Annotated in this window: 12 protein-coding genes; 1 reads left to right on the forward strand and 11 read right to left on the reverse strand. The window is 68.0% G+C overall.

The window, feature by feature from the left end; genetic code table 11:
- The 8 genes from QOD90_RS31165 to QOD90_RS31200 all read right to left on the reverse strand — a co-directional run.
- Positions 1 to 301 (reverse strand): 2-oxoglutarate and iron-dependent oxygenase domain-containing protein (locus QOD90_RS31165; RefSeq protein WP_526356415.1); only part of this gene is annotated, 301 nt, incomplete at its 3' end.
- On the reverse strand, positions 301 to 837 hold the full coding sequence (locus QOD90_RS31170; protein WP_526356417.1) for a hypothetical protein: 537 nt from the start codon (positions 835 to 837) through the stop codon (positions 301 to 303). The genes QOD90_RS31165 and QOD90_RS31170, both read right to left, overlap by 1 nt.
- Positions 838 to 1,674 (reverse strand): N-acyl homoserine lactonase family protein, encoded by an 837-nt coding sequence (locus QOD90_RS31175; RefSeq protein ID WP_526356419.1) that lies wholly within the window; start codon positions 1,672 to 1,674, stop codon positions 838 to 840.
- Positions 1,674 to 3,254, reverse strand: a complete 1,581-nt coding sequence (locus QOD90_RS31180) for an ABC transporter substrate-binding protein (protein WP_526356421.1) — start codon at positions 3,252 to 3,254, stop codon at positions 1,674 to 1,676. Before QOD90_RS31180 ends, QOD90_RS31175 begins: the two co-directional genes overlap by 1 nt.
- Complete coding sequence (locus tag QOD90_RS31185; RefSeq protein WP_526356423.1) at positions 3,251 to 3,886, reverse strand: cysteine hydrolase family protein; 636 nt, start codon at positions 3,884 to 3,886, stop codon at positions 3,251 to 3,253. Before QOD90_RS31185 ends, QOD90_RS31180 begins: the two co-directional genes overlap by 4 nt.
- The gene (locus QOD90_RS31190) at positions 3,887 to 4,891 is read right to left on the reverse strand and encodes an ABC transporter permease (protein ID WP_526356425.1); all 1,005 of its coding nucleotides are present in this window, start codon (positions 4,889 to 4,891) and stop codon (positions 3,887 to 3,889) included.
- A 61-nt stretch (positions 4,892 to 4,952) separates the two neighbouring features.
- A complete protein-coding gene (locus QOD90_RS31195; RefSeq protein WP_526356427.1) occupies positions 4,953 to 5,828 on the reverse strand; it encodes an ABC transporter permease in 876 nt (291 codons plus the stop codon).
- Positions 5,828 to 7,846, reverse strand: coding sequence for a dipeptide ABC transporter ATP-binding protein (locus QOD90_RS31200; RefSeq protein WP_526356429.1), 2,019 nt, complete (start codon positions 7,844 to 7,846; stop codon positions 5,828 to 5,830). The genes QOD90_RS31195 and QOD90_RS31200 overlap by 1 nt, the downstream gene beginning before the upstream one ends.
- Positions 7,847 to 8,064: 218 nt before the next feature.
- Here QOD90_RS31200 and QOD90_RS31205 point away from each other — a divergent pair, with 218 nt between their 5' ends.
- Positions 8,065 to 8,772: a TetR/AcrR family transcriptional regulator gene (locus QOD90_RS31205; protein WP_526356431.1), complete on the forward strand. Its 708-nt coding sequence runs from the start codon at positions 8,065 to 8,067 to the stop codon at positions 8,770 to 8,772.
- Here QOD90_RS31205 and atzF read toward each other — a convergent pair.
- The 3 genes from atzF to QOD90_RS31220 all read right to left on the reverse strand — a co-directional run.
- Complete coding sequence (gene atzF / locus QOD90_RS31210) at positions 8,724 to 10,478, reverse strand: allophanate hydrolase (RefSeq protein ID WP_526356433.1); 1,755 nt, start codon at positions 10,476 to 10,478, stop codon at positions 8,724 to 8,726. The genes QOD90_RS31205 and atzF overlap by 49 nt on opposite strands.
- A gap of 31 nt (positions 10,479 to 10,509) precedes the next feature.
- Complete coding sequence (uca, locus tag QOD90_RS31215) at positions 10,510 to 14,178, reverse strand: urea carboxylase (RefSeq protein ID WP_526356435.1); 3,669 nt, start codon at positions 14,176 to 14,178, stop codon at positions 10,510 to 10,512.
- Positions 14,175 to 14,774 (reverse strand): urea amidolyase associated protein UAAP2 (locus QOD90_RS31220; RefSeq protein WP_526356437.1); only part of this gene is annotated, 600 nt, incomplete at its 5' end. The genes uca and QOD90_RS31220, both read right to left, overlap by 4 nt.

A 14,774-nucleotide genomic window follows, 5' to 3' on the forward strand; every position in this document is an offset into this window, starting at 1 on the left:
CCGGCACGCCGCTTTCCACCCCCTCTTCACCCACCGGGACGAAGCCGCGGTGGCATCGTGACAGGCCGATGTAGCTCTGCATCTTCTGCTCCGGCGGCAGCGCGAAGAAGTCCTTGGTCGCGGCCAGCATGCGGTCGAAGAGCGACTCGTCGATCCCGGATCCGCTGATGTAGAGGAAGCCGACTTCGCGGGCGGCCCTGCCGATTTCGGCGGCCACCCGCTCACGCTCGGCGCGGTCCGGCGATCGCAGTCCGCCGATGTCGACGATCGGTACCGTCGTGAATGACGTGGCATGAGTCACTAGTGCAGATTCCCTTCGCTTCGTTCGATGTTCCAGCGCATGCCGTTGACGTGAGCCTCGTTGTCGGACAACGTGATCGCGAGCTCGTCCCACTTTGGGCCGTCGACCGCACCGATCACCACGGCTCCTTCGGCTCCCGTACCCGCCCAACCGAACAGGTCGCCGACGCGCACCAGAAGTCCGGCTGCTCCGTTGGACCCACGGAGAAAGGCGGCCCCGCGGGCGCCGGTCGGACCCTCGTCACGGACCCAGTGCTCCTCGTAGTCCTCGTGCACGCCCGTCTCGACGAGAATGTCTCCGTCCCAGTGCATCGCCCCGGCATCGGGGAACGCGCCAGGTGGCCCTAGGTCGACGTCGCGATGCCACTCGAAGACCTCGCCGGTCTGCTGAAGCCGTCCGGCGAAGCCGCGAGAGTCGACGTAGGCGGTGATGCCCTGCAGCCACCGCACGCCGCCGCCGGTGTCCTGCGACCCGTCGGCATCGATGAGCAGGGTGCGCCGCCAGAGCCCGGCGCACTCGGCAAGCAACACCGTCATCTACGCCGTGACCGGGCCGAAGCGATCGTGGAAGTGCTGGGTCATCTCGGGCCACACGTGCGGGTCGTGGCCCGGAATCAGCAAATAACCCTTCTCGTTCGCCAGCTTCTTCAGCTTGCGGATCGGCTCGATGGTCTCCTCGGGCTCGACGCCGATGTACCCACCGATGGCCAATTCGTGCTCGATGTTCTCCGTCAGGTCGGCGGCGTCGAAGGCGAACACGAAACCACCACCGCCGACGGACTCGTCGAGATCCACCACGAAGCTTTGGTGGCCAGGGGTGTGTCCGTACGTCGGAACGGCCGTGACCCCCGGCGCGATCTCGGCCTCCCCTTCAGCGAGTCGCCAGTCGATGTTGGGATCGTCGAAGTCCACCCGGACGATCGCATTGCGCTCGGGCTCAGGATGATTCGACAGGCCGTACTCGAGCTCCCGACGCTGGGCATGCACCGGTACCTTGCCGGCGAACAGCTTGAGCCCGCCGGCGTGGTCGTGATGGAGGTGGCTGAGCCCCACGGTGTGGATGTCGTCGATGTCGACCCCGATGTCGAGCAGCGCCTCCTCGATCGGCTCACCGGGTCCTGGCAGCACTGGGCGGTACTCGACCGTCGGAAAGAACCTGCGGCACAACGCCGGATCACGAACCAGCGCGGTGTTGAACCCGGTGTCGAGCAGCACCCAACCGCCATCGGTCTGCAACAGCACACCCGGCACGGGCTCTCGCATGCGCAACGCGGGATCCGCGCCGTAGACCGATACCGACTTGGGCAGTTCCTCCCAGCCCAGCGTGAGCAGAATGATCCTGCGCACACCGCTCTTTCGCGCCAAACCTGTCATCAGCCCACCGACAGCGCGGCCAGCCGAAGCGAGTTCGGGTTGGTGACGACGTGGGCCTGCTCGACGCCCTTGAGCCATGGCTGGGCCACCATGAAGTCGTTGACGTCGGCGATGTTGAGCCAACAGCCGGTCTTGACCGCTTCCAGGCCGGCCTGGGAGAACGCCTCGTCCGAGCCGTCGGGCAGACCCTTGGCCAGGGCGTCGGTCACCGGCGGAGCCGAGCACCCGAAGAAGTTCAGGCCGCCGCTTGCGTCCCACGAGATGTGTCCCCAGGTATAGGGCGACGGTGCGTCCGGCCATCCGAGGTAGGTCATTATCTCCGGTGCGGACTGCCCGTCGCCACCGATCCAGCCATAGATCTCCGACGTGGGATAGGCCTGGACCTTCGCGGTCAGACCCGCCGCCGCGAGCTGAGTCTGAATCAAGTTGCTGATCAACTGATTGTCGGGGTTGCTTGAGTCGTAGCCGATGGTGACGGTCTTCTGATCGGCGGGCAGGCTGCCGGCCAGCGCCGTCAAGATCGACGGGTCGTGGGCCACGGACTGCTTGCCGAATTCGGCGGCCATCATGTTGGGCGGGTAGATCTGCTCTGCGGTCTTACCGCGCCCGAAGTAGGTCTGCTTGACCAATTCGTCGACGTCGATGGCCTGCAACACGGCTGTCCGGTTCTTGGCGTCGCCGAAGATGCCCTTGCGCGGGTTGAGGTACACGAAGTTCGACATCATCGTCGGCAGTGAGTAGTTCGCGAACCCCTTGTTGTCCATGTACGACTGCACCGCCGAGGACGGTAGGTCGTGCAGGATCGCGGCGACCTGCCCGTTGTTGAACTGCAACTGCTGGGCCGACACGTCGGTGATGACGGGGATCTCCACCTTCTCGAAGTACGGCTTGGGTCCCCAGTAGTCACCGAAGGCGTCGAGGGCATAACGCGATCCGACTTCGGCGGCGGTCAGCGTGAACGGCCCCGTGCCCAGATCGTGATTGGTCAGGTAGGTCTGCGCGTTGTCAGTGCCGGCATTCTTCTTCAGGCCTTCCGGGCTGAGCATGCGCGGTCCGTAGGGGCAGGCCAGGTAGTCCAGGAAGGCCGAGTTGGGTGCCTTCAGCGTCACCGTGACGCCGTAGTCACCCTGCGTGGTCACCGAATCGACGTCGGACACCATGTAGGCCGGTCCCTGGTTGACGGCGAGCCTGCGGTCGAACGAGGCCTTGACCGCCGCCGAGGTGAAGGGCGTCCCGTCGTGGAACTTCACGCCCTCGCGGAGCTTGAAGGTAAACACCTTGTTGTCCGGCGACGCCGTCCACTCGGTGGCGAGTAGTGGCTCCAGTTCCGGCTTGTCGGTACCCGCCTTGTATTCCAGCAGGCCCTCGTAGACGTTCGTCGTCAGCAGCAGACCCTGCCCGGCGTAGTAGACGTCGGGGTCGGGCGGCTGACCCGGATCCTGCAGAAAGGACAGGTGCAGCACCTTGTCGGTGGGTGCGGCATTCGGCGCAGTAGTGCCGGAATCCGAACCGCCACAACCACTCAGCGCGAGAACGGCCACCGCGGCGACAGCCGCCATGGCACGGAATCCGTTGATCATCGTGCAGCTCCTTCAAGGACGGGGGTGGACGTGGCGAGCGCGGCGAACGCCGCGATGATCTCGTCGGTGGTGCGCATCGCGCCGGTCTGCAGGTACTCCATCGCGTCGAGGGCCGCGTCGTGGCGGTACTGCGACGACCCCCCGACGCAGTCGGTGACGACCCGGACGTAGTAGTCCCGTTGGTGGGCGTCGGCGAAGGTGTAGTGCACGCACACGTCGGTCAGACCGCCGATGAGGATCAGCGTCGACGCGTTCAAACCCCGTAACACGATGTCGAATTCGGTGCCGATGAATCCTGAGTAGCGTCGCTTCACTAGGTGGAACTCACCGGGCTCGGGACGTAGCGTCGGCTCGAGGTCCGTGCCGGGCTGCCCATCGACGCAGTGCACGCCTTCGACGCCGTCGAGCTCGCGGCCGAAGTCGATGCCACTGGGCCGGTGCACCTCCTGGAAGAACACGACCGGCACTCCGGCTGCGCGGGCCGCGGAGAGCAGCCGTTCGGCGCGTTCGACGCGTTCCGCGTGGCCCGACATCACGGGAATCCCCGCCTCGTCGGCCGTCATCCCGCCGCCTTCCTGCATGTCGACGACGACGAACACCGGATTGCCCACGATGAGTGGCTGTTTCGGCACCTAACCTCCTGTTGTCGCGATACGTGGATCAGCGGCGGCCTGGACGAGATCCACTGCCGTATTGATGAAGACGTAGAGCGCCCCGAGCATCAGGGTGACGCCCGCGATGGCAGGGAAATCGGCGACCGGGATGCTCTGCGCGATGTACTGCCCGATGCCGGGCCAGCCGAACACCTGCTCGACCACCAACACGCCCGAGAACATCAGTCCCACTTGTAGACCCGTCATCGACAGCGCGGAGCCGACGGAGTTGCGCAGCACGTGGCGGGCCAGGATGTTGCCCTCCGTCAACCCCTTCGCCCGCGCCGTCCGCGCGTAGTCGCTGTCGATGTCACCGATCAGGCTGCTGCGCAGCACCCGCCCGATGGCGACGGCGGGGCCGATCGCAATGACGAGCGCGGGCAGGATCAGATGATGGAAGGCATCGGCCGTCACGTCGAACCGGCCGTGCAGTAGTCCGTCGACGGTCAGCAGCCCGGTCGGCCCGGTGGGAGCGTGGGCGATGCCGATCCGTCCGTTGGCGGGCACCCAGCCCAACTCCTTGTAGAACACGATCAACCCGAGGATGCCGAGCAGGAACATCGGCGCCGACGAACCCGTGAACAGAATCGCGCGCAGCACGCCAGCGCCGCGCCAGTTCAGGGTCGTGCTGAACGCCAGCAGCACGGCCAGCACCAATGCGAACGCCAGACCGTACAGAGCGAGTTCCAGGGTGGCGGGGAAGAACGTCGCGAGATCGGAGGCGACGCCGTGCCTGGTGCGGTACGACGTTCCGAAGTCGCCCGTGACGGCGCCGGTCAGGTAGTGCCAGAACTGCACCAGCACAGGCTCGTTCAGTCCCAGTGCCTCGCGACGCGCGGCCACCGCCTGGGCCGAGGCCTGCGCGCCCATCTGCGCCTTGACGGGGTCCATCGGTGAGATGTGTTGCAGAAGGAACATGACGCCGGTCAGGGCGACCAAGATCGCCACCATCGCCCCGAGGCGGGTCGCAATGAACGTCCTCATCGAGCACCTCCTGCCAGGGCGCGACGCGACGAGGCCCGGGGCAGTTCGAACGCGGCCACGGCTAGCTCGTCTTCATCAGGTTGCGCAGGCTGTCGCCCGCGATGTTTCCGATCAGCGCCAGCACCAGCACGCCAAGACCTGGCATGACCGGGATCCACCACTGCTGAAGGAAGTAGTTCAGGTTGCGGGCCGAGTCGGCGCCCAACTCCGCGGCGGGCGCGGACTGGCCGAGGCCGAGGAACGACAGAGCGGCGAGAGTGAGGATCAAGTTGCCGATGTCGAGGCTCGCGGCGACGAGTGCATTCGGCACCGCGCCAGGCAGCAGGTGACGGCCCGCGAGCCGAAAGCGGCTTACCCCAGCCAGTTTGGCGGCCTCGACGTGCGGCCGAGCGGCGAGTCGTGCGACCTCACCGCGCACCAGTCGTGCGTAGAAGGGCCACCACACGATCGACACCGCGATCAGGGTGTGCACGAATCCCGGCCCGAGCGCGGCGACCACGGCGATCGCCAGCACTGGCGCGGGCAGCGAAAGGAAACCGTCGGTGATGCGCATCAGCACCGAGTCGACCCAGCCACCGGTCGCACCGGCGATCAAGCCGACCAGCCCCCCGACCAGCACCCCGAAGGCGACAACCACCAATGCCGCGAACCAGCTCGAGCGCACGCCGTACAGAACTCGCGAAAGGATGTCTCGGCCGATGCTGTCACTGCCCAGCAGGAAGCCGTACTTGCCGGGCGGCTGCAGCGGCATGCCGACCGGAATCAGCGGATCGTGGGGTGCCAGCAGCGGCACCGCGATCGCGACGAGCGTGACCACGACGATCAACGAGACGCCGATCCAGTTGAGCGCCGTCGAGCGGGACTGCAGCGACAACCTCCGTCGCGCCCTACCGCGGACCAACGTGACCGCGGGTGCGGCCGGTGCTGCGATCGCCATCAAACAGCCCGTCTCTCGATGCACGCGACCTGGTGCGGGTTCCCCGGGAAACCCTCCAGCCGGACGTCGAGTTGTTCTCCGCTGCAGGCCTCGACGGCGATCGCGCACCTGGGATGGAACGCACATCCCGTGGGTGGCGACAACGGACTCGCGGGTTCGCCTGGCAGTACCAGGGATTCGCGTCCGAGGTCGGGAATCGAGTCGACGAGTGCCTGCGTGTACGGGTGCGCCGGGTTGCCGATGATCTGCTCTGCGGGCCCGATCTCGACGATCCGGCCCAGGTACATCACCGCGATTCGGTCGGCGACGACGCGGGCCACCGACAGGTCGTGGGTCACGAACACGACGGACATGTCAAGGGTTCGCCGCAGGTCGCCGATCAGGTTGAGCACGGAAGCGGCCAGTGACACGTCGAGAGCGCTGGTCGGCTCGTCACAGAGAAGTACCGACGGTGGCACGACGGTGGCACGTGCCAGTGAGACCCTCTGCCGTTGCCCGCCGGAGAGCTGGCCGGCCCGCGACTTCGCGAGTTCGGCGGAGAGTCCGACCCGCTCGAGTACCGCGACGACCGCGTCGCGCCGCGCCGACCGCGACATCCGCTTTCCGCTGAGCCGTTCCGAGATCAGTTCGCCGACCGACAGCCAGGGTGTCAGCGACGCACCCGCGTCCTGGAACACCATCTGGGGGTGCTGTCCTGCGACCAGCTCGACGTCACCCGATGTCGGTTTCTCCAGGCCGGCGATCACACGCAGCAGTGTCGACTTGCCGGAGCCGCTCTCACCGACCAGCGCCACCGACTCTCCATGTGCAACCTGCAGCGAAACGCCGCGCAGCGCATGAAGTTTCCCGCTGCCCGGCGAACGGTCCAGCCAGCGCTTGGCCACCGAGAACGTCTTCGTGACGTCGCGCAGTACGACCGACGGCGGCAGCTCCGGGTGGGCGGGCGCCGTGGGGAAGGCCTCCGCGGTATTCGTGGCCGTGGCGTCGAGGTCGTTGGTGATTTCGTCGATCGGGCGGATGCACGCGCTGGTCCGGTCGGCTGCGACGGCAACCGGGTCCGGCGGTGACGTCGTGCAGTCGTCGGAGGCCAGCGTGCATCGTGGCTCGAAGGCGCAGCCGGGCAACGGGGACACTGCGCTTGGCACGGAACCGGCGAGCGCGGCCAGCTTGCGGTCCCGCGCCGTCTGCAGAGTGAGTCGCGATCGAAGCAGTCCATGGGTGTACGGGTGCGCGGGCCTGCCGAGGACGGCGGCGGTCGGGCCGACTTCGGCGATCCGGCCCGCGTACAGCACCGCGATGCGATCCGAGATCTGTGCGGCAACACCGAGATCGTGGGTGATGAAGACGATGCTGCACCCGATTTCGTCGCGGAGCCGGCGGAGCAGACGCAGCACCTGGGCCTGCACGGTGACGTCGAGCGCGGTCGTCGGCTCGTCGGCAATGATGAGCTCGGGGTTGCCTGCGATGGCGATCGCGATCATCACGCGTTGCCGAAGGCCGCCGGAGAGTTCGTGCGGATACGCCCGCATCCGACGCTTCGGTTCGGGGATGCCGACCGCCGTGAGGAGGCGAAGCGCTTCTTCGTCGCTGCCCGCCGCCTCGGCCACCTGCCTGCCGATCCGCGTGGTCGGATTCAACGAGGTCATCGGGTCCTGGAACACGGCGCCGAGGTCGAGGCGCCGCACCTTGCGCAGCGCCTTGGCGTCGCCCTTGACCATGTCGGACCCGGCCACCGTGACGGTGCCGTCGACCTGGGCGTGCTTGGGAAGCAATCCCAGGATGCTGAATCCGAGAACGCTCTTGCCGGAACCGGATTCACCAACCAGGCCCAGGATTTCCCCCGGCGCGATCTGCAGTGAGACCGCCCGTAGTGCGTGGACGTCGCGACCGTTGCGCCGAAACGTCACGCGCAGCCCGTCGATGGTCGCGACGGGATCGGCGATCGGCGGCGTCGCCACGGTTCCAGACGATGTGCGAACGTCGGAGATGGCAGCCCCTTCGGATACCGCGATGCCCATGTGAGAACGCTCCAGGAAGTGTCGAGGTCGGCGAGGCAGCGGCACGCCCGTGTGTCACCCGCCTGTCAAGTGACAGTTTTCCGGCCGTGCCAGCCCGATGGGTGTCGCTGGCGTAACCAATTAGTGGCGCAGGTAACCGATGGGTGTCGCGCGTTTCTGTCGTGTGACAGAAACGGGCGCTCGACCATTTCCGGCCCGCCATGGTCCACGATGGGGATATGCCGCTCGCTAGGGCCGGTCGACCCCGCCACCACGATCAGAGGCGCCCCGGTGTCACGGCGCGCGATGAAATTCTGGATGCCGCCGGCGAACTGTTCACCACCCTGGGCTACGCAGGCACCTCCACCAGGTCCATCGCGGAATCGGTCGGCATCCGCCAGGCGTCGCTCTATCACTACTTCAAGACCAAGGACGACATCCTCTGCGCACTGCTCGGTCAAACCGTCAGCCCCACGCTGGCGTTTCTGCCGAATCTCCTTGGCGCCGAACCGGCTTTGAGCGCCGCGGAGCATCTGCACGCCCTCGCCGCATTCGACGGCAGCCAACTCCTCGCGGGTCGCTGGAATCTCGGTGCGCTATACCTGCTGCCCGAACTCCGCGGCGCCCGCCTCGAGCCGTTCTGGTCGGACCGGGAACGCCTGCGGCTGCACTATCTCGCGTTGAGCCAGGCGGTGACCGATCAGACCGGCGTCCACGAAGCAGCTGCCGACCTGCCGTTCCGCCTCGTCGAATCGTTGGTGAACATGTGGTCGGTGCCACCGGGTGACGAACGTACCGAGCTGCCGATTCACGTGGCCGACGCCTGCCTGCGCGTCCTCGGCATCCCGGATGCCGCGACACCTGCGCTCCGCGCGCGGACCAGCGACGAGATCGAGCGCTACACGGGGGTCGGGTTCGACGATACGGACGCGACGCTGGCTAGGTAGGTCGGCCAGTCGCGGTGGTGGGTGATGTCCTCGCCCGCCTGGAACGCATCGAGTGCACAGCCGAACCCGACGACCTCGGTCCCATCGGCGAGAGTGACCCTGCCCAGTGACATCGGCGCGGGCAGCGCGGCTAAGAAGTCACCGAGCATCGCCGTTCCCACCAGCCACAGTTCACCGCCGATGGCGGCTCCGCCATTGGCGACCCTGACGAGACCCGGCTTCGGTGGCGTGGTGTCGAGGCGCGCCAACCGGTACACGGGCGCGGTGCACGCGGGTCCCGCCCAACGGGCGCCACGCTCCTCGAGCTGAAAGGCCAACGGCTGCCCGCGCAAATGGGCGCCGACGACCAGCAGCGGGGTGGCGTCGGCACCGGCACGCGTTGGCCACGGCGGCTGGCTGGATCGACCATCGAGGGACGCGGCGCCGGGGCTCGCGACCGACTGCGTCGGTGAGGTGACCAGGCGGGCGACGTCGATGGCCACGGCGTCGGCGCCGGACCTCGCGATCACCGAAACGCCGAACTGGTCGTCCCCCGCGATACCCGACGGCACCGCAACGGCGCACATGTCCATGAGGTTGCAGAAGTTGGTGTACGTGCCCAGCCGGGAATTGACGCCGACGGGGTCGGCGGCGACGTCGGCGATCCTCGGGTGATCCGTGGTGGTGGGAATCAGCAGGACGTCGCAGTCCCCCAGCGCGCTCGCGGCGGTCGCGGTGAGCTCGGCAAGCAGGCGACGATCGCGCAGCAACCGCGTCGCCTGGACCTCACCTGCTGCCGAAATTATCTCTCCGACAGTCGAATCCACTTCGTCACGATGCGCGTCGACGAACTCGCCGACGGCCTCGTGCCGTTCGGCGACCAGCCCGCCGTCGTACAGCAGTCGGGCGGCTGCGAGGAACGCCGACAGATCGATCTCCTGCAGCACCGCGCCGTGGCGTTCGAGACGGGTGCACGCAGCACGGAACGCCGCCTGCCACTGCGGCGACAGCGCCGGAAGATCCTGCGGGATAGCCACTTTGAGCACCTCGGGGGCGGTCAGCGGCGCATCGGGCGGGAACGGGCGGGCACCCCCTCCCATCACGCCCATCGCCGCGTCGGCGGTGTTCAGGTCGCGCGCGAGCACGGTCACGCAGTCATAGGACCGGCACGCCGGGATCACCCCGTCGGTCGGCACGACGCCGTAGGTGGGCTTGATGCCGACGATGCCCTGTAGGGCGGCGGGTACCCGGCCCGAGCCTGCAGTGTCGGTCCCGATGGCGATGTCGACGAGACCGAGCGCGACCGCGACGGCGGACCCCGAGCTGGATCCGCCCGAGATGTGTTCGGGGCGCCGAGAATCCCGGACGGCGCCGTGGGGACTGCGCGTCCCCACCAGTCCGGTGGCGAACTGGTCGAGGTTGGTCGCGCCGATCACCACGGCTCCCGCTGCACGCAACCGCGCCACGGCGGTGGCATCGGAGGCGGCGGGTGTGGTGGCGAACGCCGGGCAGGCCGCGGTGGTCGCGATTCCTGCCACGTCGACGTTGTTCTTCACCGCGGCGGTCAAGCCGGCGAGCGGAAGGATCTCTCCGGCAAGGACACTCGCGTCGACCGCTTCTGCGTCGATCAGCGCGTCGGCCTTTGCGCGCAGAGAGATCCAGACCTCGGGCCGGTCGGCGGCTTCGATGGCCGCATAGGTCGCGTGCACGCGTTCGACCGCCCTCATGGGCGATCCCGCTTCGCTTCTCGCTGAATGCTCATGCCGGCACTCCTGTCATGTTGCGCCCGTTGGACGAACCCACCACCACTAGCGGGGTTCCTGGGTCGACCTGGTTGCCCGCCTCGACCAGGATGTGGGTGACGATGCCATCGGACGGTGCGGTCAGCACCGTCTCCATCTTCATGGCCTCCAGCGCCAGCAGCGCCTGACCGGCGACCACCTGATCCCCGACCGTGACGTCCACCTTCCAGACACTCGACGAGAACGGAGCGTCGATCCGCTGCTCGTCGTCTTCGAGCACCAGGTCGGTCCCGGTCACCGCAACCAGCGACTCGGCCCGTTCGGCCCGATCGAACTCGCCCGCCGCCGCCCATGCCGCGCGCTCGGAGGCGAAGGCCGCGGCCTGCTGCTCCCGGAACGCGGCGATCGACTCGGCGTTGTCGGCCAGGAACCGTTCGTGCTCGGCGAGTGAGAACGTGCCCGGCGTGATCTCGACCGATCCCCTGCCTGCGGCGAGGTCGGCCCGAAGATCGAGGAGTTCCTCGGCGCTCACGGGATACCAGGAGATGCGGTCGAAGAAGCGCAGTAGCCACGGGCTGCCGGGTTCGAACGGCGCTGTGTGGCGGTACCGGCTCCACACCTGCGTCGTCCTTCCGACGAACTGGTAACCGCCGGGCCCCTCCATGCCGTAGATGCACAGGTAGGCACCGCCGATCCCGACGGAGTTCTCCGCGGTCCAGGTACGGGCCGGGTTGTACTTGGTGGTCACCAGCCGGTGCCGTGGGTCGAGCGGCGTGGCGACCGGCGCGCCGAGGTAGACGTCGCCGAGGCCGAGGGTCAGGTATTCGGCCGAGAACACCGTGTCCATGACGTCGTCCTGGCTGGCGAGTCCGTTGACCCGGCGGATGAACTCGATGTTCGACGGGCACCACGGTGCGTCGTCGCGCACTCCGGACGTGTAGCGCGCGATCGCCTCTCGAGTCGCGGGGTCATCCCAGCTGAGCGGCAGTCGGACCGAGCGACTCGGCACCACCAGTTCCGACGTGGCAGGCAGGTCGTCCTCCAACTCGGACAACAAGCCGAGCAGGCGGTCGATCGACAAGGCGTCGGGGTCGACGTGCACCTGCAGCGACCGAATGCCCGGCGTGAGGTCGAGAATGCCGGACGCGGAATCGTCCCGCAGCGCGGCGAGGCGCTCGTGCAGGGCGTGCACGCGGGCCCGCAGGGCGAGGTCGAGCACCATGTCGCCGTACTCGACGAGCACGTTGTCGTCACCGCTGCGGCGGTACGTGACAGCGGGAGCGCCGTTGCCGTCGCGGCGGCCGAGGATCCCGTCGTCACCGTCGCGAGCACCGCGACGGACCACCGGCGACGCCGCACCGCGCAAGATCCCCAACTCGGTGCGCGACGGCGCATCGACGGTGCGGACGGGTACGAAACGCACTGTGGCACCGGGACGCAACTGCCCCAGCTTCCACCGATCCGAGGCGACGACGGTGACCGGGCACACGAACCCGCCGAGGCTTGGTCCGTCCGGGCCGAGCAGGATTGGGGTGTCGCCGGTGAAGTCGAGCGCACCGACGGAGTACGCGTTGTCGTGAATGTTCGACGGGTGCAGGCCTGCCTCGTCACCGTCGGGACGCGCCCACTTCGGCCGTGGACCTTGCAGGCGCACACCCGTGCGGGCGGAGTTGAAGTGCACGACGTAGCCGGCCTCGAACAAGGTGTCGAGGTCCTCACGGGTGAAGAACTCCGGCGCCGCGTGCGGACCCTCGGTGACGGCCAGTTCCCACTCGGACGGCATCGCCGGGCGCAGCTCGGCGGGTACTGCGGCGACGGGTCCGGTCGGCGCCGACGGGACCGCGCGCAGGACGTCGCCCGCGACCAGCGGGCGCCCCCCGTGCCCACCGAAGCGTCCGAGCGTGAACGTGGATGCGCTGCCGAGGTAGGTCGGTACGTCGAAGCCGCCCGAGACGAGGACGTAGGACCGCAGACCGGTCGTCTCTGCCGCGCCGACGTCGAGCACACCGCCCGCAGGGACGTCGATGGGCTCCCACATCGGTACCGGCGTCCCGTTTACGGTGACCACGCACTCGGCCCCCGTGACGCAGACCGCGGTGGTGTGGGTGAAGCGCAACGCCGGACCCGATGCGGTGCACTCCAGTCCGGGAGCCCCTTCGAGGTTGCCAAGGGCCCGGTTTCCCAGCCGGAACGACAGGTCGTCCATCGGACCGCTCGGCGGGACTCCGACGTCCCACAACCCCACTCGACCCGGTAGGTCCTGCACGGTCGTCATCAGGCCTTGACGTTCGACGGTGATCCGCGGGCGGGGATCGACGACGTCGGCGAGGGTCGAGGTGCTGTGCCGCGCTGCACGGACGTCGTCCAGCGCACACGCGGCGCGCAGCATCCCGACGTTGACCTCGATGCCGTGCAGGACGGTGGCGTCCAGCGCTCGCCCGAGTCGGTCGAACGCCTCGTCGCGGTCGGCGCCGACGGTGATCACCTTGGCCAACAGCGGGTCGTACGACGCGGACACCTCGGTGCCCGCCTCGACCCATGTGTCGACGCGTACCTCTGGGTCGTTGGCGACGTGGCGGGGGAACTCGACGGCGACGAGGGTGCCGGTACTCGGCCGGTAGTCCCGCGAGGGGTCCTCCGCGTACACCCGTGCCTCGACCGAATGGCCGTGAACCGGTACCGCGCCGGTGGTCTCTCCCGGTGCGAGATGGGCTGCCAGCAGGTCACTTTCGCCGCTGGCCAGCCGAAACATCCAGGCGGCCAGGTCGACGCCGGTGACGGACTCGGTGACCGGATGTTCGACCTGAAGGCGGGCATTGACTTCGAGGAAGGACGCTTGCTCCCGGCGCGCGTCATAGACGAACTCGACGGTGCCCGCGGACCGGTATCCGATCGAGCTCGCCAATGCTCGCGACGACGAATGAAGCTGCGCTCGAATCGAATCCGGCAAGGCAGGTGCCGGTGCCTCCTCGATCACCTTCTGGTTGCGGCGTTGCAACGAGCAGTCGCGGTCACCAAGGGAGACGACGCGACCCGTGCCGTCGCCGAAGATCTGGACCTCGACGTGGCGGGCGTCTTCGACGAAGCGCTCGACGAATAGCTCCGCGGATCCGAAGCTGCGCTCGGCAAGGCGCGAGACCCGTTCGAAGGCGGCGCGGAGGTCGGCGGCATTGCGGCAGACCTGCATACCGATGCCTCCGCCACCGCCGGTCGCCTTGAGCATGACGGGGTACCCGATCTCGTCGGCCGCGGCATCGGCGGCGGCCGCGTCGACGAGCAGGTCCGAACCTGCGAAGACCGGGACGCCGGCCGTCTGCGCCGCCGCCCTCGCGGTGTGCTTGGTGCCGAACACGCGCAGCTGGTGTGGTGTCGGACCCACGAACGCCATTCCCGCCTGTTCCACCGCGGACGCGAATTCGGCGTCCTCCGAAAGGAATCCGTAGCCGGGGTGAATCATGTCGGCCCCGGTCGCTGCGGCGGCGTCGAGGATCGCGTCCACCCGCAGATAGCTCTCACTGGGTGCCGCGGGGCCCAACCTCACGGCGACGTCGGCGAGTCGCACGTGCGGCGCTCCTCGGTCGGCGTCGGAGAACACCGCGACCGTGCGCAGGCCGAGCAGCCCCGCGGCACGGACGAGGCGAACGGCGATCTCGCCACGGTTGGCGATCAGTGCGCATTCGCTCATGCCTGGCCCGCCTCGAACGGACGCGTCACGATCATGCGGACGGGCGTGGGGTTGAAGGCGTTGCATGGGTTGTTGATCTGAGGGCAATTGGACACCAAAACCAAAGTGTCGATCTCGGCGCGCAGTGCGATCCGCTTGCCAGGCGCCGAGAGTCCGTCGACGATGCCGAGCGCACCGTCGGGATCGACAGGAACGTTCATGAACCAGTTGATGTTGCTCGCCATGTCCCTCGCGCCGAGGCCGCGCCGCGCGCCCTCGGCCAGGAAGTTCTCCAGGCAGCCGTGTTGAGCACGGGTGTGCTGTCCGTAGCGCAGCGTGTTCGATTCCTTGGAACACGCGCCACCCAGCGTGTCGTGGACGCCGACCTCGTCGCCGACGACGGTCATCAATGCCGCCCCGGTGTCGGCCCGCAGCACCGAGCCAGTGGTCAGCACGATCCGGCCCTGACGCCTGATGGTCTCGGGAGCGGAGTAACGGACCGTGGTATCGGCAGCCGAGTACAGCAGGCAGTCAACAGCCTGGTTCCCCTCGAGATCGACGATCGTCAGCACGTCTCCAGCGGCGACCACCACGGACCACGACGCGCGTGCGGCAAC

This window comes from Mycobacterium sp., assembly GCF_032161845.1.
Lineage (GTDB): Bacteria > Actinomycetota > Actinomycetes > Mycobacteriales > Mycobacteriaceae > Mycobacterium.

Excerpts from the sequence above, each read along its gene's own strand:
- QOD90_RS31170 (WP_526356417.1), bottom strand. The coding sequence starts at position 837 with ATGACGGTGTTGCTTGCCGAGTGCGCCGGGCTCTGGCGGCGCACCCTG.
- QOD90_RS31175 (WP_526356419.1), bottom strand. The coding sequence starts at position 1,674 with ATGACAGGTTTGGCGCGAAAGAGCGGTGTGCGCAGGATCATTCTGCTC.
- QOD90_RS31180 (WP_526356421.1), bottom strand. The coding sequence starts at position 3,254 with ATGATCAACGGATTCCGTGCCATGGCGGCTGTCGCCGCGGTGGCCGTT.
- QOD90_RS31190 (WP_526356425.1), bottom strand. The coding sequence starts at position 4,891 with ATGAGGACGTTCATTGCGACCCGCCTCGGGGCGATGGTGGCGATCTTG.
- QOD90_RS31195 (WP_526356427.1), bottom strand. The coding sequence starts at position 5,828 with ATGGCGATCGCAGCACCGGCCGCACCCGCGGTCACGTTGGTCCGCGGT.
- QOD90_RS31200 (WP_526356429.1), bottom strand. The coding sequence starts at position 7,846 with ATGGGCATCGCGGTATCCGAAGGGGCTGCCATCTCCGACGTTCGCACA.
- QOD90_RS31205 (WP_526356431.1), top strand. The coding sequence starts at position 8,065 with ATGCCGCTCGCTAGGGCCGGTCGACCCCGCCACCACGATCAGAGGCGC.
- atzF (WP_526356433.1), bottom strand. The coding sequence starts at position 10,478 with ATGAGGGCGGTCGAACGCGTGCACGCGACCTATGCGGCCATCGAAGCC.
- uca (WP_526356435.1), bottom strand. The coding sequence starts at position 14,178 with ATGAGCGAATGCGCACTGATCGCCAACCGTGGCGAGATCGCCGTTCGC.